Here is a 20,629-nt window from a genome sequence, read left to right on the forward strand (position 1 = left end):
GATCACGAAAAAGGGGGGTGCTGTAAAGCTCCATTCCGGGCTTTACGCTGAAATGAAAATAGCAAATGGTATAGAAGCACTCGACTTGACAGTGAACATGATGGGACGGCAAAGCGCGCTTCATCCAACATTGATCTGGGACGACAACGAGGTGATCTTAGTGGACACAGGAATCCCGGGTCAGCTTGAGAAGATTCGCAAAGCTGTAACCAGTGCCGGCGCGTCTTTTGACAAACTGAACAAAGTGATTCTGACCCATCAGGACATCGACCATATCGGCAGTCTGCCGGAAATTCTTAAGGGTGCCGGAAGGAAGATCGAAGTCCTTGCACACGAAGAAGATAAGCCGTATATCGAAGGCGACAAACCTCTGATTAAAATGAACCCGGAGCGAATGGCCAAAATGCTTGAATCACTTCCGGAAGAACAGCGTCAGAAAATACAGACGATGTTCGGTGCACGAAGGTCCGCAAAAGTCGATACAACAATTACGGATGGGGAAGTATTGCCATACTGTGGAGGAATGACTGTTATTTTCACACCAGGCCACACGCCCGGTCATATCAGTTTGTACCACCAAAAGAGTAAAACACTGATCGCAGGAGATGCACTTGTGGCAGCGGACGGAGCGCTCCTTCCCCCCAGTCCCCGGACGACACTGGATATGACAACAGCTCTACAATCGATAAAAAAATTTACGAAATACGATATTGACACAGTGATTTGTTACCATGGCGGCGTGTTCAAAGAAAATGTGAATAAACGGCTCGCAGAACTTGCAGACACCCAGTGATTGCACTGAACAATTATAAATGGTAGAAGGGGCACCTGCGACGGTGCCCCTTTTTCTATTTTTCTGATTGAGTCCCGCACCCACAATCTTGACCTAAACCGGCTTCATCAACTATATCCAGAATCGATTATACGCTCAACGTTGGATGAACAGCATCCCCGCCAATGATTCGATCTGCAAATTTTGCAGAATCAGAAGACGTAACGCTGTCTCCATCAATAATCCTATCCGCCACTTTTACAAAATTAGAAGACGTAATGCTGTCTCCGTCAATAATCCTATCCGCCACTTGATTTAAAGTTAAAGAACTTGGGGTAAAGAAAAACAGATAACTAAACACAACAGCAATGAATAAAGTCGATTTAAGTTTCATACTTTTTCCCCTCTTTCATCATTTTTCGTATGGATAGGTTTAGTTCATAATACTTAACAGCCCTTTCAGTATCTCCCACTTTTTGAAAGTGACGTGCAAAATCAACAGAATAATCTTCAATGTCAGGATACAAATTTAATTCTTTTAAAGTCGAAAATTCATGATCAATTACTAATTTGTCTCCAAAACCAGGCAACAATTCTCTTATAAGATTTAATTTGGCAATAAACTCTGTGTCATTCCATTGAGAAGCTTGTTTTATCCCCTCCTTATAAGCTGATTCTGCTTTGTCTCGCAAACCTCTTTTGACGTAAGACTCCATCAGATTAAACAAGGTTTTTGAAACATAGCGATCATTGAGCGCCTGAAACAACGAATACGCTTTTTTTATATAAGGTTCAGCCTCTTGATAAAGTGATTGCAGGTTGTAACCGATGCCGATGTTGAGACTGACAATTGCATCAAGCCGTCTATCCTTGGCAATTATGGATAGCTTGCTTGCTTTCACAAAAGTACTTATAGCTTCATCAAATTGATATTGATCCAAAAGGTTTCCTGCCACGATAAGCTCAGAAAAAAATACTTGTCTTGAATAATCAGGATGTTTGTTATAAATTTTCAATGCCATTTTAGCATACGCAATCGACAGGCCAGTGTATTGCATCCTATAATAAACCTGCGATAATTTATAAAAACATGTAGCTTTTTCTATTTCGTCATTTAACTGATTAACTTTTTCCTCGGCTACTTTGTAATAAGAAATGGCTGATGAATAATTATGGTTTTTAAATTCATACATGCCCTTAAAGAATGAATAATAGTAGCTCAGAATCCCGGTTAAATGATCTTTCCTGTTTTCCAGCTTTTGAAGCGCATCGGTGATATTTTCATGACGTTCAACGTTCTGATCGTTTAACCGTGCACGGAAATCAAGCAGTGAATAATACAATAAAACGTTTTGGTCCTCTTCCATATGCTGTAGCAAGTTCTTAATCTCATTCTGAAGTGAGTGAGATTTCTCCAGATCATAATTTTGAATAACCTTGTACCATTCATTCAGTTTTTCAGCAACATCGATTGATGAAATCTTAATATTTGTCGCTCCCCTCTCAGCACATTTTCATAATACAGCAAAATTTTTAAAATGTTTGTCGGATTTTGTCATCCTTCTTAATTTATTCTGAAAAAATGTGCAAACAAGACAACTAATATGGGCACTACTATTTTTATCTTCGATTAAGTTAGATCGATGTTGATGGATTCTAATTGTTTAAATCAATTTCTCCTCACAATCCTATGAAGCTAGCTATATTATCAATCAATACTTCATCACTTCATCAATTAATCCTATTGTTACTTTTCTTCTCCCAGTTTCACAATCGTTCTTCCCCGCGCCTCGCCCTTAAGCAAAATAGGAAGAATATCCGGAAGCTGTTCAAGCGTTACCTCGTTTTGGACGAAGTTTTCCAAATGTAATGGTTTAAATTCTCCAGCCAGACGGTGCCAGATTCTCCGTCTTGTTTCCATGGGACAGTAAACAGAATCGATGCCTAATAAGCTTATCCCCCGCAAAATGAACGGAAATACTGTTGTCGGTAGTTTAGTGCCGGCTGTCAATCCACTCACTGCGACTGAACCGCCATATTGAATTTGACTAAGCAGTGCGGCAAGCGGTTCACCGCCAACCGGATCAACGGCGGCAGCCCATTTTTGCTTTTTTAATGCTTTTAATGTACCATCATAAATTTCACCACGATTAATCACTGTTTGTGCGCCGATATTTTTCAGGAAGTCATATTCGGCCTCTTTCCCTGTACTTGCCTCAACATGATAGCCACCAGCCGAAAGAATTGAAACAGCAAAGCTTCCAACGCCTCCGGTTGCTCCTGTGACAAGCACTTTGCCTTTTCCGGGTGTTACGTGATTTTCTTCAAGGCGCTGAACGGACAAAGCGGCCGTAAAACCGGCTGTACCGATAATCATTGCTTCTCTGAGTGAAAGACCTTCTGGAAGCGGCACAATCCAATCCGCCGGAATACGTGCAAGCTCACTGTAACCGCCAAAGTGGGAAACGCCTATCCCGTAGCTGGTTGCAATAACCTTGTCACCTTCTCTAAAACGGGAATCCTCTGATGATAGAACAATTCCTGCTAAATCAATGCCCGGCACAAAAGGATAAGATGTCACAATATGACCGTCAGGAATGGCAGCAAGGCTGTCTTTATAGTTCACTCCGGAGTAGCAAACACGTATAAGTACCTCCCCCTCCGGCAAGTCGTTCACAGTCAGCTTTTGAACGTTTATAGAAAATTGTTCTCCTTGCTTATTTACCACGAGCGCATGAAATTGTTTTATCATCCTAAGTCCCCCTTGCCAGATAGCAACCATCATTTTTTTCCGTTTTTCATTGAACCACTGCCTAAGTTAGCTGTTTTAGCAATGTAGCGGGCATGATTCCTGCATATAAAAAACGCCGATCCCACAAACTTATAACATTAAATCACCATTTTAAATAAACACAGAAATAATCACCACAGCCCAAAAAACTGCAAAAAAGATCCAGAAAGATCCTAAGCTATACCCCTCATTTCTTCTTAAGTACCCAAGCCTTTCATCTCTATCAGGTATTGATTTGCGCAACTCAGCTACCTTTTTCACTGCCCTATTTAAATAAATGTAATTCGCACAAATTGTAAACGCTAAGTCAACTCCAAGATCAACAGCGTTAATAATAGATGTAACCACAAAGTCAGTGGGTATAAGATTAACTACTGTTGTCATTGCGAAATAAACGTATACCCAAATATACATACGTCTATAAGCACCCCAAAAAATATTTACAAAACAAGCTGGCCAATGCCAAGATGCTATACTGTTCCGTCTACTCATACTGATCCAGCGCTTTTCATAAACATCCCTGTTGCGCCCAACATATGTTAGGATTTCTTCCTTTAAATCGTCAGCAAAATCCTCGAACTTAATTATATTCACCGCTCTAATCCCCCCAGATACATTCCTGTATTATCAATCTCAGTCGTCTTCTACTTTAATTGATTCAAAGAAATATTGACCTTATATCGTCCATAAGCCAGTAATTCCGTAAAAAAGTCATTCATTTCGTCGGGTGAAAAATGCGCAATCAGGAGATAACACCCATCTCCAGAAATCTTGTGTACCGATTCAACATTTGGCTTCGAAACCATCTTATTTTCAAAAGCCCTGTACTCCTGTGTATCCATATACACAGTAATAAACTCAGTATGTCTGTATGCTACATCCACAGTGAATTTCCTGATGTATTTTTCTTCAATGAGTCGCTCAACACGTGCTCCAATAGCCTGACCTGTCATATGTATTTCTCTCCCAAGGTTCTTCCAGGTCACACGACTATTTTCCTTTAATTTATTAACTATTTTACTATCTATTTCATCCAAATCGATCCATCCTTTCATAGTGAAAATGATTCATCAGAATCTTTTTCATAAACGTCTTCTTTTTCAATCGATTAATCGTTATCCTACTAATATCAATTATAAAGGAGGCTCACCATGAGAGAAGCATTAATCGTCATTGATGTACAAAATGATTATTTTGAGGGAGGGGCTTTCCCCCTTTATCAACCGGAAAAAGCACTGGCGAATATTCTTGTACTGTTAAAAAAGTATACGAAAGAAGACCGTCCCGTATATTTCATTCAGCATATCAGCAAATCTAAAGAAGCTGCTTTCTTTCTTCCTGATACGCGTGGTGTTCACCTGCATTCATCACTTAAACCTTTTTTATTGTCTCATAATGCCTATACGATTGAAAAAACCTATCCAAACAGTTTTTTGCAAACTGATCTTCAAGATAAATTGCAGGAACAGAAAATTGATCGACTTGTCATATGTGGTATGATGACGCATATGTGCGTTGACTCGACAACGAGGCAGGCTAGCGAACTAGGCTACAATATTAAAGTGATTTCTGATGCGTGTGCAACACGAGATCTCTCATTTGATAAAATCACAAACTCTGCCATAAACGTTCAAAATGCCTTTCTTTCTGCATTATCAAGTTTCTCAAAGGTTGAATCGACAGCAGCCTATTTATCGTAAATAGATTTCATATTTATATCATCAAATACGGTCATTGACTCTAAAGCATGGCTGTAATTACTCTATCACTGGGATTTTTATTACAATAGGCTTTATGATATTATGGCATTTTATAGTACTAATTAGTAATCTACGATGGGAGATAATAAGCATGGAAAAGACAGCATTAATCGTTATTGACTTGCAGATAGGCGTTCAATCTGAAACTGCCCCGCTTTATAACTTGGCTAATGTAATTGACGGGGTTAATCAAAGAATTCGTTTATTTAGAGAAGAAAACAAACCGGTCATTTTTGTTCAACATAACGACAGTGACTTAATTCTCAATTCTCCAGAATGGCAGCTTTTCCCGAAACTGGATTGTAAGGATACTGATATCTATGTCAACAAAACGCATGCAAATTCATTTTACAAGACCAATTTGAATGATATACTCACAAAATTAAATATTAATAAGCTTGAAATTTGTGGTGCACAAACTGAATATTGTATTGACACGACTATTAGAATGGCTCATGGACTGGGTTATCATTTATTTATGAAAAAGGGCTTAACTACCACCGTTAACAATGATCTCCTGGGAGCAAAAACAATCATTGCACACCATGAGAATATATGGAATAATCGATTTTTAACTTTTTTATGATTTAAATCATTTGGAAGCAAGTGAAAACAAAGACTGTCTTCCAGAGTAGCGTGGCAACGGCCAGCACCAGCTCAATAACGGTAATGATTACCAGCGATCCGCCGCATTCAGATTGGTCTTCATCTGGTGAGCTTAAGCTAAACCGTCAAAAGTTTGCAGCGCATAGGTCGCCGGAAAAACAAGGCCGCCCGAGACCGGAAATATCATACCGGTGAGCAGCAGCGACGGCAGAAAGATAATCCCGCCCGAAAAAAGATCACGTCGATATACTGACGGACAAAGTTTCCAAAGTGCTCGTCGGGAACTATTCCACAATCTATTACACCAAGCGCTGCGGCGCAAATGGTAAAATTCAAAAAGATGCCATCTTTTTTACTTTACGATTATTTTGAGCCCAGTTCGATTGACTTTATGAAAACCCGTCCTGACTAATTCAAGCTTCAGATTATCCATAACTGATTGTTTTCTCCTTATCGAAGCCGAAAAACCAAATGATGAAAGCCAGGTGACTCTTGTGAACTGGAGAGAAGTTAAAGATCATACGGGTATTAAAAATCTGCTAGACACGTTTGATGGATTCCACGATAGCTGTTTAAAAGAGTTATATATGTGGAACGAAAGCTATGTTGACGAGCATTTATCGATGAGTATGTCCACAGATCTTGATACGAATGTCAGAATCCTTTTCCAAAGACAGTTTCATCATCCTTCCGCGATTGAAATGCTTTTTGAAGGCGTCATTCAATGCCATATCATTCCCGCTCCGATCAATTATGATTGCATCATTTCTGAAGCAACAGTCATAAAACATGAGGGCCTTTTTTATTGGGTTGATGACACTGATTGGAAGCCTGAAGATGCTGCTTATCGTTCTGCCAGCTGGATTTCATCAAAGGCTCTAAAGTGGCGTGATGTCAGTTCATGGATGGGAAAGCAAAACAGATATGGTGTGATCAACCAGGATTAAAGGGCTGTGCAAATCAACAGCATACAAAAAAGTACGGCAGGCTGGCTGATAAGTGACCCAAATCGGCCGATAATGGTGAACGTCCTGCCAATCATTTCGTTCCATCAGCTGGTCATTACGCATCATTATGATTTTCTTTATTAAAGAGTAGAGGAGCAGAAGATCCTTCAGTAAATCTGAGGGTGAATAATGGAATGATTACATGAGCAATAACTTTGTTGCTCAGGGGATGGTTTTATGAAAAAGATTATTCCTAATAAAATACATATTATCGGCTCCGTTGGAAGCGGGAAAACAACGTTAGCGCGAAATCTTTCACATCAGTTTAATATTCCGTTTTATGAATTAGATAATGTGATTTGGACGAGAAATGTATCTGGAGATATACGGAGAACGGACGAGGAAAGAGACAAACTTTTGAGTGCAATCATTCGTTCTGATACTTGGATTATAGAAGGGGTTCATTTTCATAACTGGATATTCCCAAGTTTTGATCATGCTGACTTGATTATATTTTTAGATACAGTTTATTCGAAAAGGAAATTTAGAATCATAAAGCGATTTATCCGTCAAAAATTTGGATTTGAAAAAGCAAACTATAAACCAACTTTTAAACTATTTAAGGATATGTTTAAATGGAATGCAACTTTTGAAAGTCAAACCAAACCAGAACTGAAAAATATGTTAAGTCAACGATATAAAGACAAGACGATAACTTTAAGAGATGACATTGATATCCATAAATTCTTTAACTAAAGAGGTTTTGGGACAACCTTCTGCCATGTCTTACGCAGTAAAAACGAATTTTACTGAGCTAACAGAATAAATAAAGAGAGGTATCTATCTATAGACAAATACCCCTCCAGTTTCAATTTTTATGATTTCGTGCAACAATGAGGAAGCGATGCTCATTGGTTTGCACATATCCTTGCTGCTCTATTTGTTTGTGCAGAGAATAGAGTGTGTCAAAACAGCGTTCCACAGAAAATCCAGGAAATTCCCATGAAATGATCTTAGCATAGTAGACTAGAGCCCCCACATCATAAAAGCGCAAATAAGGGAAACTTTCATAGTGTTGCTCCATTTCAAAACCCGCTTTTTCAAAATCTCCAGCAACTTGCTTTAAAGTATTATGCGGATAGGGACGGTGATACTCTGGAATTAATAATTTGGATAAATCATAGTTGTTATCCGCACCAACCTGTTTCGTAATAAACAAACCGTTAGGCTTCAGTGTCCTTTTAATGTCACGAACATTTATTCCAGCATGTTGGTTGATAATGACATCAAATGCATGATCCTGACATGGAATATCCGCTTCATGATCACTCTTATAAATGTGTATACCTAATGGTTCCAGATGTTTTTCAATTAACTGCACATTAGGGGGCCATGCCTCTGTAACTGACGTTTTTTGATACGGATGATGCAAAGAAAGCAAGAACTCCCCGCCACCCGTTCCGATATCAAGCAACTGATCATTGGGATTTAAATGGGCTAATACTATTTCTCGATAGTTCCATGGCAAATTCTCACTTTTCCATCTTCCTCTAAGATGCGAAAAATCCCATCCATGAAAATCAGCTTGTTCTTCCTGTTGCCACAATCTTTTTAAAGTATGTTTATCCATAACTACGCCTCCGCTTCGTATTGATCACACGGAACGGTGCAGTTAACTGCTCACACGTTTTTATTCTTTTCTACATTACTCGATTCAGTCTGTAAGCAGATTAAATTAACTGCACCGAGTAGCTACCTAGTTTTAATCTCATTTGACAACCTCCCATTTCATGATCATAGTAACATATTATTCATCCTGTATATCTCTACGATTGGAAAAGTTATTTTTTTGATTGTCTGTTCAGACGATCAATTTCCTCGTCAATTTTAGAATGATCAATTGGGGCAAACAGAGGTTCCGCCTTTTCAGGTATTTGTTCCGGGCAATCGATCATTTTCCACACAAATGGATTCAGATGAAGGTATCGACCAAGCTTCTCACTGGAAAACGGAAGAAAGGGGGAAAGTAGTTGAGCAAGATTGGCAAGACTGAAAAGACAGGTATTCAGCGTCTGATAAGCGCTCACTTTATTGATGTGAACCATATTCCATGGCTGTTTTTCATCGAAATATTTATTTAGCCTTCTTATAAACGAGAACAGATCATTCAGTGCTTCTTTAATTTGTGTTTGTTCAATCAGACGGCCTGTTTGCGCATAAATCTCTTCTACAGATTGTCTCATCTCCGGATCGACACTGCTCTTTCTAATCTTAAAGTCGTCTAATTTCTCAATGAATTTCAGTGTTCGATTGACCAAGTTTCCATAGGCACCCAGAAGCTCTCCATTATGGCTCTCTATAAACGCACGCCATGAAAAATCTGCATCATGCGACTCTGGCGCATTGATCAGCATGAAATAGCGGATACTGTCGGCATCGTAGCGGGAAAGGATATCGGGAATCCAAACAGCCCAGTTACGGCTTGTTGAGAGCTTCTTTTTTTCAAGGGTAACATATTCATTGGACACAAGGTGTGTTGGCAGTGCCTTTTTCCCAAGGCACAATAAGATTGCGGGCCAGATAATCGTATGGAATGGAATATTGTCCTTTCCCTGAACATAATAAGAAATGGTCCTTTCATCCCAAAACTCAGAGATATCATGACCCGTTTCCTGTGCCCAGCACTCACTCGCCGAATAATAGCCGGATACCGCTTCAATCCAAACATAGACTTTCTTGTCCTCAAACCCCTTGACCGGGACGGGCACCCCGACCGGCAGGTCACGAGTCACCGCGCGATCCTGCAAACCTTCATCCAAGTAACGCCGGGTCAGCTGAATGGCATTCTCCCGCCAGTCTCCTTTCTCCTCTGCCTTTGCCAATAGTTGTCTGAGCTGCGGTTCAAACTGACTTAAGGCAAAATACAAATGACTGACATTGCGAAGTTCGGGTGTATGGCCGCATATCTTACATGTTGGCTGCAGTAAATCAGTCGGATCAAGAATTGTTGAGCAAGCCTCGCACTGATCTCCACGGGCGTGAGCACCGCAGTGCGGACAGACTCCTTCTACATAGCGGTCAGGCAGGAACTGCTGACAGTGTGTACAGTACATTTGTTTCGTTTCCTTGAGGTAAATATAGTGATGATCATACAGCTGTTTGAAAATCTGCTGCACAATCCTGTGGTGAAGCGGTGTATCCGTTCGTGTATAGCAATCATACGTGAAACCCAGTTTTTCAAAACACGCCGCAAAGGATTGATGGTATCGATCAGCAATCACTTTCGGCGAAACACCCTCCTGCCTCGCCCGAATCGTAATAGGTGTGCCATTACAGTCGCTGCCAGATACGTACAGTACTTTTTCTCCTTTCAAACGATAGTAGCGAGCAAGACAATCTCCCGGAAGTAAGCTGGACAAATGCCCCAGATGAAGTTCACCATTGGCATACGGCCAAGCTCCTGCGATTAATACAGCCATTTCTCATTCCTCCTTAATTAAAGGCTCTGTTAAAACTCAATGTTGATTTTGCTGCTCCGCGGATCGCCCGCAGCAAGCGAGCATCAGGGGCGAAAGCAGCAGCAAGTGTAACATAATTAAAAAATCCCCGTCCTTCTGCAATTTGCAAAAGGACGGGGATGTTATCCACGTGGTACCACCTGATTTTACCGGCAATTCACACTGCCGACCTTGAAAGTACAGGCATTTGAATACCTAATACTCGGGTTTTGCTAACGGAAACCACTCCGTCATCTCTAGCCATGCTCATTAATACATGGTTCAATTTGACCGCTCAGAGGCCATCTTTCAGCGTATGGACTTTGCTTCTCTCACCAAATTGAAGCTCTCTGTGGAAAGTCATACTGCCTACTTCTTCTCGTCATTGCCAAGATCTTAATTTGTATTCAATTATAGTCACCACGTGATTGGAATGCAACGCCGGTTTCATACCCTGTATTCTTAGCAGGGCTGAGCAAGGTTTTCGTCCCTCAAATTTTAGTTATTTTTTAACCGTCCGCTAAATTCATAAATCACTGCTTCATATGGGCGTAACAATAAATGATCCAAATCTCTTGACGAGTCCGGATAATTACTGATCAAGATGCTGATGTCTTCTTTCTTTATTCCTGCTGAATAACGAAAGTCCGCCGGCTTTTCATAAAAGTTGCAAACAATGAGGAGTATCTGATCATCCATGATACGTTTATACGCGTAGACTTGAGTGTTGTCATGGTCCACCAATTCGTATCTGCCTTTGATCAAAATATCATTTTTCTTCCTCAGTGCAATCAGCTTTTGATAATGAAAAAAAACTGAGTCAGGGTCGGCAAGGCTTTGCTCGACATTGACCTTGCGATAATTTAGATTGACTTTCATCCAGGGCTGGACTGTTGAAAAGCCGGCATTTTCGCTGGCATTCCATTGCATCGGGGTTCTTGCATTATCCCTAGCCTTCATATGAATCGATTGCATGATTTCCTCTTCAGAAAATCCGGATGCGATCCGTTCCTTATACATATTCTGCGTTTCGATGTCCGGATAATCATCAATCGACTCAAAGTCCGCATTGGTCATTCCAATTTCCTCACCCTGGTAAATAAAAGGTGTTCCCTTCATGCCATGCAATAAGGTCGCAAGCATCTTTGCCGACAATTCACGATATTCGCGACTATTGCCCCATCGTGACACAATGCGCGGCAAGTCATGATTATTCCAGAATAAGCTGTTCCAACCATCTTCAGAAAAAGAGTTCTGCCATTTGCTCAGTACATCTTTCAAATCGATCAAGACTAATTTTTTTAAATCCCATCTGTGCTTGCCCGGCTGTTTATCCAAATTCATATGTTCAAATTGAAACACCATATTTATCTCTTTACGTCCTGCATCCGTATAGAGGTGGCCGATCTCCGGCGTTGCTCCCCATGTTTCACCTACAGTGACCAAGTCCGCTGGGCCAAAAGTATGCTCATTCATTTCTCTGAGATAATGATGAAGCTTTGGTCCATTTTCTTTAATTTTTTTATCCGGGTTCTTCCCAATCAGGTCGATGACATCCATTCTGAAACCGCCGATACCCTTTTCAATCCAAAAATTCATCATACTATAGATATCCCGGCGCATGTCCGGATTCTCCCAATTCAGATCCGGCTGTTGTTCACTGTAGAAATGCAAGTAATATTGCTTTGTCTTTTCGTCATAGGCCCAGGCAGATCCGCCGAAATTCGATGTTAAATCGTTGGGCTGATCTCTCCAAATATAGTAATCCCGATGCGGATTGTCTTTCGATTTTCTGGATTCGACGAACCATGGATGCTGATCGGAAGTATGATTGACTACCAAATCAATCATAATTTTAATGCCCCTTGCCTTACTTTCTCTTATAATGGTATCCATGTCGTCCATGGAACCGTACAGCTTAGAAATTTGGTAATAGTCGCTGATATCATAACCATTGTCTACTTGCGGAGATTCATAAACCGGACACAGCCAGATTACATCTGCGCCAAGCAATTTTATATAATCTAATTTCTGAATGATCCCGTTAAGATCGCCGATGCCATCATGATTGCCATCTAAGAAACTTTTGGGATAGATTTGATAGACAACACTCTTCTTCCACCAATCGTTCTTCATGACTAAGCTCCTTTACATCCATTCATCCCTTGAATTTGTTCTTGGTAATTCATTGATAAATCCGACTGGATCATTGATCCAACTGGTTTTATGAAAACAGCTACCTTCTTCTAAATTGCCAAATGTAGCTTCGAAAATCTCCTTTTTCATCAGGAACGATTATGCCGGTGTTCATGAGCTCGTCACCGCCAAATACATCTCCATTGGCAAGATTCTCATATAAAGCATCTGAATCGAGACCACGGAACGTAAACGAGTGGAGCACATGTGATGGATCGGCGAGCACTTTAAAGAAAAAACCAATTGCTTCCGACTGATCGGGAGCGACAAAACACCAAGCCGCAAACTTCTCTTTAAACGGATTTTCGATTCTGTAAAAGTCCCCAAATTGAATTAAAGGACGAATTTTTTTATAAAAGGCTACTTGTTTAGCAACTTCCTCTTTGTCTTCAGCGGCCATTTTCGTGAGATCCAGTTCATAACCAAAGTTGCCTGACATCGCAACATGCCCACGCATATCCAGCGAGGTCAAGCGTTCAACTTGATGATTTGGCGAAGCTGAAACATGGGCACCCATCGCGATGGCAGGATAAACGACGCTCGTTCCGTATTGAATCTTCATCCTGCAGATCGCGTCCGTATTGTCACTTGTCCAAGTCTGAGGCATGTAATAGAGCATCCCCGGATCGAAGCGTCCACCACCGCTGGAACAACTCTCAAAAAGAATATCAGGAAAAGCATTTGTGAGTTCGTCGATCAGTTCGTATAGTCCAAGCATGTAGCGATGTGCTGTCTCCCGTTGTCGTTCTGCGGGCAAAATAGCTGAACCGATTTCTGTCATATGCCGATTCATATCCCATTTTAAATAATTAATTTCCGCATTTGAGAGAACAGCTTTTATTGCATGATATAGGTAATCACGGACATCCGCTCGTGATAAATCAAGGACGAGCTGATCACGGCTTAGCGATCGTGGGCGATTTGATACATGAAGGCACCAGTCAGGATGTGTACGGTATAGGTCGCTGTCAGGAGAAACCATTTCCGGCTCAAACCATAAACCAAACTGAAGCCCCATCTGATGAATCTGCTGGGATAACCAGCTAAGCCCATGGGGTAGTTTGTGCCGGTCGACGACCCAATCGCCAAGCGAGCTGCTCTCGTTATCACGATGACCGAACCAACCATCATCGAGGACGAATAATTCAATACCAACCTGGCTTGCTTCTTTGGCAATGTCCAGCAATTTTTGCTCATTGAGTTTGAAATAGGTCGCTTCCCAATTATTAATCAAAATCGGGCGTAACCGATCACGGTATGTTCCGCGCGCGAGCCGTGAGCGATACAGTCGATGGTAAGTTTGTGACATGCCGCTGAGTCCCTGACAGGAATGAACCATAACCACTTCAGGCGCCTGAAATGATTCTCCAGGATTCAGCTGCCATGCAAAATCGAACGGATTAATGCCGATTGACGCGCGTACTGTCCGGTATTGATCTACTTCAATTTGTGCGGAAAAGTTACCACTGTAAACCAGGCTGAATCCAAACACCTCGCCATATTCCTCATCTGCATGTTTGCGCATTAATGCGAAAAATGGATCATGCTGTGGACTGCTGGCACCACGTGAACTTGTAATAACCTGTGTTTCCTCAAAGAGCGGATGCCGATTTATTTTCCGTTCATCATTATGCGTCCCATAGAACGTCAGGCTATCAAAACGATCATCTGGAAAATCGACACTGGCGCTCAACACACGCAACAAACGAAGTGGCGTCTGTCCTTTATTTTCGATTCGAACTGATCTTGTGATCACGTCAAAATCACGAAAAGAGGAATAAGTGAGAACCACGGAAAGTCCCGTCACCTGATCCTGTAGGACGAGATCTAGTGATTGTGCTTCCTGATCATCCTCAACATAAGTCGCCGGAAGTCCGGACAATTTTTTCTTTCCTTCATAGACACGGTGTCCGGTATAACGCAGATCTGTTACTGTCGCCCCATTTTCCTGCTGCACTTGATAAGCAGGATGCGATAATCGCCATTTCCATAAGCCGGATATTCCATTGGCAATGTGCTCAGAGTAAATTCTTTTTTTTCTGTATCTGCATAGGGTGCAAAAGATCTTGGAGCATATATTATTGGGCGGCTTTCCCGATAGGTCTGAATTTTTTTCCCCAATAAAGATGCAGTAAATATCCGTTTACAATCTGTATGACATAGCTTGTATTTCCCGTTTGCAAATGAAAAATATGACGTTGTGTATCACAGTCAATCAAACGATATACCTCCATATATGATTCTTTTAATGGACATCTTTCTCCACCAACTTTTTCCACAACTCAGTTCCGTTAATCCGTTCAGCCCTCGAGTTTTTTCTTGGCAAGCAATAAACCACCGATGATACCTGCCTGATTGTTGAGACCGACAGGCTGGATATACATTTCCAAATCAGGGACTTCAACATAGTCGTTGAGCATAGCATGAAATTCGTTTCTGATTAATTTGAATATCTGTTTCTGTTTCATGAGACCGCCACCAAGAATAATACGCTCAGGCCGTAAAATTAAGGTGTAGCTGATCAGTGCCTGAGCCAGATAATAAGCCTCTAATTCCCATACGAAAGATTGGTCGGCAAGTTCAACGCCCTTCTTGCCCCAGCGCTTCTCGACAGCCGGACCCGAAGCCATACCCTCAAGACAGTTTTTATGAAAAGGACAAATTCCTTCAAATCGATCTTCGGGATGGCGCTTAATGAATACATGCCCCATCTCAGGGTGGCTGAATGCACTTAGAATCTGTCCATTATTTATAAATCCTCCACCGATACCAGTACCAATTGTAAGGTAGAGGCAACTTGTGATCCCGCGCGCATTTCCTAACAAATATTCACCGTAGCCCGCTGCATTGACATCCGTTGTCCATGCAATCGGCACATTGAATTTTTGCTTTAAGGATCCGACAAAATTATAATCTCGCCAAAACGATTTGGGTGTCGACGTAATAGATCCAAAAGTCTCTGATTTTTCATCGACATCAATCGGTCCAAAAGATCCGACACCAATCGCATCTATTTGATAACGAGAAAAGAAGTTAAAAATCTGTTCCATAGTTTCATCGGGTTTTGTGGTCGGAACGGTCACTGTATCGATAATGTCCATTTGTTCATCACCCACTGCGGCAATGAACTTTGTTCCACCCGCTTCTATTGAACCTAATAACATGCGATCCACTCCTAAAAAATTGTCAACTAATAATCAACATACATGCTCTTTTTTACTTTGCAGTCACAGCAATTAATGGGCTTGCCGGCGCAACATGTTCATGCGTAATGCGTTCAACCGAAGCGTACTCTGCCGTATTCGTAATGACTGTGATGACAGCCGGATCGTAACCAAGTGCTTTAATCTTGTCTAAGTCAAAATGGCATAGTTGATCACCTTTGCGTATCTGTTGATCCTTCTTAACGAAGCTTTCAAAATGTTCACCATTTAAATTCACTGTATCAATTCCAATATGGATAAGTACTTCGGCCCCACTGTCTGTTTTAATGCCATAGGCATGATGTGTCGGATACGCCACGGTCACCACACCGTCGCACGGCGCATAAACATCCCCGTTTTCTGGAATGATGGCGGCACCTCTTCCCATAAATTCAGAGGAGAATACCTTGTCATTCACTTCTTTAAGACTGTGCGGGTCACCGGATACCGGTGCATAAACGATTTCGTCAAGAAGTTGAGTGCCTGCTGCCAACGATTCAATATCTTCTTCGGTCGATACTTGCGGATGGCTGCCCTCTGCGGCAGTCTCTGTTACCATGACACGCTTTCCGTAAATAAATGTGGAGAAAAAAGCAATAACAAAGCTAATCAATGCACTGAAAAGAAACGCGGTGATCGACTGTGACCGGATACAGATGAACCCGATTACACTTGCCGGTCCCATAGAAACAGATAGGACATGAAACAAGCCAATAAATATTGACGCAACGCCTGAGCCAATCATGGCACAAACAAATGGATATTTTAGTTTCAAATTAACACCAAAAATGGCGGGTTCGGTAATGCCCAGCATGGCCGAAATACTTGAAGAAGACGCAAGACTTTTCTGTTTTTTATTTTTCGTGATAAAGAACACTGCAAGGCACGCTGCGCCTTGAGCAATATTGGCCATTGATGCAATCGGAAAGATGAACGAACCGCCGGTTTTTGCTATATCCGCGAGCAATGTCGTCTCAATTGCTGGGAAGCTCTGGTGCAGTCCTGTAATGACAATCGCTGAATAAAAGGTACCGAAAACGAGCGTACCAATAGGTCCTGTCGTGTTGTACAGCCACATAATCCCTGTTGTCAAACCGTTGCTGACTTCACGCATTACAGGGCCGACTAAGATAAAGGTTAAAAAGCCGGTAATGATAATGGCAAGCATTGGCGTGAATGTGAAATCGAACGCCTTTGAAATGCGTTTGTGAAAGAATTGTTCCAACTTTGCCAGAATAAAAGAGACAACCAGCACAGGAAGAACCGAACCTTGATAACCCGCCTGTGCAACATGCAGTCCAAAAAGATTCCAGTAAGCAAGCTTTCCGGAAGCTGCCGCTGTTGCTACCTCATATCCGCTAGTAAGCGCGGGATGAACCATAATCATGGCCATTGCTGCGCCTAAATAAGGATTTCCGCCAAAGCGTTTCGTTGCCGAAAACCCAACCAAAATCGGCAAAAAGATAAACGGAGCTGCAGACATCGTATTAATGAAGTCGGCAATACCCTTTAGTCCCGGATAAATTTCGACAATTGATTTAGCGGTAAAAAGATGTTCCGCAGTAAGCACATTATTGAGAGCCATGAGCAGGCCGCCGGCAACCAGCGCTGGAATAATCGGGACAAAAATATCCGATAAAACTTTGATAAATTGCATAAATATATTTCCCTTAGGACCGCTAAACGCCTGGTTGACATCTTCCTTAGTCATATCTGGCAAACCTGCTAACTTAATCAGTTCATCGTACACTTTATCAACGTCTCCGGGGCCGATAATGATTTGAAACTGGCCATTTGTCTTGAATGTCCCTTTAACATCGGGGTGTTCATCTAATGCTGTTTGATTTATCTTCGACTCATCCTTGATTACAAGACGCAGCCTGGTGGCACAGTGCGCAGCTGCCTGAATATTTTCCTTGCCACTGAGGGCAGTCAATACATCTTGAGCAACTTTTACATGGTTCATTTTGTACACCCTTTCAAAAATCGTTTCATTTTTTGCAAGCGCTTTATTATTAATATACGCTCATTTTCTTATATGTCAATCGTACGTCATAAAATTATTTAAATCCATCTTAATATGCTTTATAAATTGTGTTTATTAATGCTATACGTTTGACACATATTTAGATAGGGAGTAAATTAACATTTAAGATAGCGTTTTCTTCATAAGTGGAGGTCCTTTAAAAATGGAATGGGACAGAGCAAAAAGATATAAACGATTTGCGGATTGGTCACAACAAGAAAAAGACGATTTATTGAATAAAGTACAGCACTCCCCTTGGCGAGTGGACATTCATATCCAGCCAAAAAGCGGATTGCTGAACGATCCCAATGGCTTTTCTTACTACAATCAAAAGTGGCATCTCTTTTATCAAAATTATCCGATGGGCCCGGTTCACGGACTGAAAGCTTGGTATCATCTCACTTCAGAAGATCTAACCCATTGGCATGAAGAAGGGCTGGCGATGATTCCGGATAACGAGTTTGACAGCCATGGCTGCTACTCAGGATCCGCACTTCCGGTAGGTGACAAGCTATTTATTATGTACACTGGAAACGTCCGCGATAAGAATTGGGAAAGATACCCTTATCAGTTAGGCGCCTGGATGAATAAAGACCTGCGCATTGAAAAGATAAAGAGTCCATTGATCGCTTCTCAGCCGAAAAACTATACGGATCATTTCAGAGATCCTCAAGTTATTCGCTACAATAGGGCGTACTACGCGCTCATCGGAGCTCAGAACACTCAGCTTAAGGGCGAAATTTTACTCTACAAATCAGCCAATTTAAGCAATTGGATATTTTTAGGCCCATTGACATTCGCCAAACAATCATTAGGTTTTATGATTGAGTGTCCAAATCTTGTTTTTGTTGATGGGGTGCCGCTCCTTATTTTTTGCCCGCAAGGTCTAAATAAAAATGTTCTAGACTATCAAAATATCTATCCCAATGTATATCTGATCGGCAATCATTTTGATCCCGACCATGCTGTATTTGACTCAGAACAGACGATACACAATCTGGATGAAGGTTTTGATGTGTATGCGACTCAGGCAATGAATGCCCCTGATGGCCGAGCATTGGCCGTCAGCTGGATTGGACTGCCGGAAATTGATTATCCGACCGATCAGTACGGCTGGGCACATTGCTTAAGCCTTGTGCGGGAATTAACGATCAAAGACGGCAAACTCTATCAAAGTCCGGTTAAAGAAACCGCTTCGCTGCGCACAAAACATGTTCAACTCGAAGGCCAGTTGGATCATCAATTAACAACGATTATGCATGACTGCGATCGTGCATACGAGTTGGATATTCAATTAAGAGGCGAAGGCAGCGGCAAATTGGCTTTAGCTGACGACGGCTTTAACGCTCTTGATCTTCTATTTGATTTTGAAACGGGCACACTTACACTGGATCGGGGACATTCCGGAGTTCCATTCGCCGAAGAATACGGGGCCACAAGAACCACAACCATTCCCGCAAACGGCCAGATCAATCTCCATATTTTCATTGACAACTCTGTAGCTGAAATTTATGTGAATCATGGTCGCAAAGTACTGACGTCCCGCTTTTTCCCAAAAGATCGCCAAACGCAGATTTCTTTGGAGACAAACAACCATTTAGTTTATAATTGTGATTATTGGAGTCTATTAAACGGAAAAGGATAAATTAGATTGAAGCCCAAACTAAACGATGTCGCAAGAGAAGCCGGCGTTTCTCCGACAACTGTATCCCGCGTGATTAACAATCATGGTTATCTCAGCGAAGAAACAAAAAATAAGGTGTTTCAAGCAATGAAACGGCTCAATTATCAGCCCAACTCCATTGCTCGCTCACTTCACGGTAAGCAGACCAATTTAATTGGCGTGCTCTTTTCTTCTGTTAGCAATCCTTTTTTTGGAGAACTTGTCGAAAAAATAGAGAATAAACTGTTTAAATCCGGGTATAAAACGATCCTGTGCAACAGCGCTGATAATAAAGAAAAAGAGCGTGTGTACTTGAATATGCTTATTGCGAACCAAGTCGACGGTATTATTGCCGGCGCGCATAACCTGGGTATCAAAGAGTACGAAAAAGTCGGTCTGCCGATCATCTCATTTGACCGCTTTTTATCGAGTACCATTCCAATTGTCAGTTCTGATAACTATCAGGGCGGCGTATTGGCCACTCAGGAACTTTATCAAAGCGGCGCCCGAAAGATCTATCTTTTTGCCAGCAGCCATACGCCAAATAGTCCCACAGATAAACGGCGAACCGGTTATCTGCAGACTATGGAGAAATTGCAGCTTGAAGCTCATGAAAAAGTCATCGCTTCAGCAATGGCTTCTAACGTCAAGGCACTGATGATAAAACAGATTTTGAGCACCGAGCAAATGGATAGCATTTTTTGCACAGATGATCTGACTGCACTGATCGTCTTGCGTCAAGCTAAGGAATTAGGTATTCATGTGCCTCAAGATTTGAAGGTAATCGGCTATGACGGCACACAATTTATTCAAAACTACCACCCGGAATTAACAACGATTGCTCAGCCAATTAACGATATGGCAGAGCTGCTCGTCGAATTACTGCTAAAAAGGGTGACCAATGAACAGTCGGAGCTCAAAGAGCATTATGTTCTTCCGATTAAGCTCATACGCAATCAATCAAGCTCACAGTTTATTTAATCAGGGGGCTGCAGGCCAGGCCGGTTACTGAAGTGCATGCAACAGCTGGCCTCTGTACCAGCTGGCTGGCTCGACGCAGCGCCAGCCTTCCAAACTTCAGTCAGCAACCGAACAATCAATTATCGAGAGGCACGGCACAGTTCCGTGGGAAGAGAGAGCGCTCGCCGCTCTGCAATCGGGAACGAAC

17 protein-coding genes and 1 pseudogene are annotated in these 20,629 nt (G+C 41.7%); 7 read left to right on the forward strand and 11 right to left on the reverse strand.

Features of this window, described 5'->3' with window-relative positions; all coding sequences use genetic code 11:
* The first annotated feature begins 52 nt into the window (after positions 1 to 52).
* On the forward strand, positions 53 to 793 hold the full coding sequence (locus COP04_RS18070) for an MBL fold metallo-hydrolase (protein ID WP_100489298.1): 741 nt from the start codon (positions 53 to 55) through the stop codon (positions 791 to 793).
* A 127-nt stretch (positions 794 to 920) separates the two neighbouring features.
* Here COP04_RS18070 and COP04_RS18075 read toward each other — a convergent pair whose 3' ends face one another.
* From COP04_RS18075 to COP04_RS18095, 5 genes are all read right to left on the reverse strand, one after another.
* On the reverse strand, positions 921 to 1,166 hold the full coding sequence (locus COP04_RS18075) for a hypothetical protein (RefSeq protein WP_100489299.1): 246 nt from the start codon (positions 1,164 to 1,166) through the stop codon (positions 921 to 923).
* Positions 1,156 to 2,259 (reverse strand): response regulator aspartate phosphatase, encoded by a 1,104-nt coding sequence (locus COP04_RS18080; RefSeq protein ID WP_162297133.1) that lies wholly within the window; start codon positions 2,257 to 2,259, stop codon positions 1,156 to 1,158. Before COP04_RS18080 ends, COP04_RS18075 begins: the two co-directional genes overlap by 11 nt.
* 260 nt (positions 2,260 to 2,519) lie before the next feature.
* A complete protein-coding gene (locus COP04_RS18085; protein ID WP_100489301.1) occupies positions 2,520 to 3,524 on the reverse strand; it encodes an NADPH:quinone oxidoreductase family protein in 1,005 nt (334 codons plus the stop codon).
* Between the two features lie 150 nt (positions 3,525 to 3,674).
* Entirely contained in the window at positions 3,675 to 4,157 is a 483-nt protein-coding gene (locus COP04_RS18090; protein WP_100489302.1) for a DUF2628 domain-containing protein, read from the reverse strand.
* Between the two features lie 50 nt (positions 4,158 to 4,207).
* Complete coding sequence (locus COP04_RS18095; RefSeq protein ID WP_162297125.1) at positions 4,208 to 4,600, reverse strand: Lrp/AsnC family transcriptional regulator; 393 nt, start codon at positions 4,598 to 4,600, stop codon at positions 4,208 to 4,210.
* Positions 4,601 to 4,714: 114 nt separating this feature from the next.
* Here COP04_RS18095 and COP04_RS18100 point away from each other — a divergent pair, with 114 nt between their 5' ends.
* The 4 genes from COP04_RS18100 (at position 4,715) to COP04_RS18120 (ending at position 7,632) form a co-directional block, all read left to right on the forward strand.
* Positions 4,715 to 5,263 (forward strand): cysteine hydrolase family protein, encoded by a 549-nt coding sequence (locus tag COP04_RS18100; protein ID WP_100489304.1) that lies wholly within the window; start codon positions 4,715 to 4,717, stop codon positions 5,261 to 5,263.
* A gap of 151 nt (positions 5,264 to 5,414) precedes the next feature.
* Complete coding sequence (locus COP04_RS18105) at positions 5,415 to 5,909, forward strand: cysteine hydrolase family protein (protein ID WP_100489305.1); 495 nt, start codon at positions 5,415 to 5,417, stop codon at positions 5,907 to 5,909.
* Positions 5,910 to 6,423: 514 nt separating this feature from the next.
* Positions 6,424 to 6,876 (forward strand): hypothetical protein, encoded by a 453-nt coding sequence (locus COP04_RS18115; protein ID WP_100489307.1) that lies wholly within the window; start codon positions 6,424 to 6,426, stop codon positions 6,874 to 6,876.
* 237 nt (positions 6,877 to 7,113) lie between these two features.
* Positions 7,114 to 7,632 (forward strand): P-loop NTPase family protein, encoded by a 519-nt coding sequence (locus tag COP04_RS18120; RefSeq protein WP_100489308.1) that lies wholly within the window; start codon positions 7,114 to 7,116, stop codon positions 7,630 to 7,632.
* 112 nt (positions 7,633 to 7,744) lie between these two features.
* Here COP04_RS18120 and COP04_RS18125 read toward each other — a convergent pair whose 3' ends face one another.
* The 6 genes and pseudogenes from COP04_RS18125 to COP04_RS18150 form a co-directional block, all read right to left on the reverse strand.
* The gene (locus COP04_RS18125; protein ID WP_100489309.1) at positions 7,745 to 8,506 is read right to left on the reverse strand and encodes a class I SAM-dependent methyltransferase; all 762 of its coding nucleotides are present in this window, start codon (positions 8,504 to 8,506) and stop codon (positions 7,745 to 7,747) included.
* A gap of 211 nt (positions 8,507 to 8,717) precedes the next feature.
* The gene (gene metG, locus COP04_RS18130; RefSeq protein WP_100489310.1) at positions 8,718 to 10,355 is read right to left on the reverse strand and encodes a methionine--tRNA ligase; all 1,638 of its coding nucleotides are present in this window, start codon (positions 10,353 to 10,355) and stop codon (positions 8,718 to 8,720) included.
* A gap of 516 nt (positions 10,356 to 10,871) precedes the next feature.
* Positions 10,872 to 12,509, reverse strand: a complete 1,638-nt coding sequence (locus COP04_RS18135; protein WP_100489311.1) for a glycoside hydrolase family 13 protein — start codon at positions 12,507 to 12,509, stop codon at positions 10,872 to 10,874.
* A gap of 100 nt (positions 12,510 to 12,609) precedes the next feature.
* Positions 12,610 to 14,803, reverse strand: a pseudogene (locus COP04_RS18140) (alpha-galactosidase).
* A gap of 66 nt (positions 14,804 to 14,869) precedes the next feature.
* Positions 14,870 to 15,733 (reverse strand): ROK family protein, encoded by an 864-nt coding sequence (locus tag COP04_RS18145; protein ID WP_100489312.1) that lies wholly within the window; start codon positions 15,731 to 15,733, stop codon positions 14,870 to 14,872.
* A 52-nt stretch (positions 15,734 to 15,785) separates the two neighbouring features.
* Positions 15,786 to 17,738, reverse strand: coding sequence for a sucrose-specific PTS transporter subunit IIBC (locus tag COP04_RS18150; RefSeq protein WP_100489313.1), 1,953 nt, complete (start codon positions 17,736 to 17,738; stop codon positions 15,786 to 15,788).
* 223 nt (positions 17,739 to 17,961) lie between these two features.
* Here COP04_RS18150 and COP04_RS18155 point away from each other — a divergent pair, with 223 nt between their 5' ends.
* Together COP04_RS18155 and COP04_RS18160 are read left to right on the forward strand one after the other, a co-directional pair.
* Entirely contained in the window at positions 17,962 to 19,443 is a 1,482-nt protein-coding gene (locus COP04_RS18155) for a sucrose-6-phosphate hydrolase (RefSeq protein WP_100489314.1), read from the forward strand.
* 6 nt (positions 19,444 to 19,449) lie between these two features.
* Positions 19,450 to 20,442, forward strand: a complete 993-nt coding sequence (locus COP04_RS18160; protein WP_100489315.1) for a LacI family DNA-binding transcriptional regulator — start codon at positions 19,450 to 19,452, stop codon at positions 20,440 to 20,442.
* Positions 20,443 to 20,629: the final 187 nt, after the last annotated feature.

Source organism: Sporolactobacillus pectinivorans (genome assembly GCF_002802965.1).
GTDB lineage: Bacteria > Bacillota > Bacilli > Bacillales > Sporolactobacillaceae > Sporolactobacillus > Sporolactobacillus pectinivorans.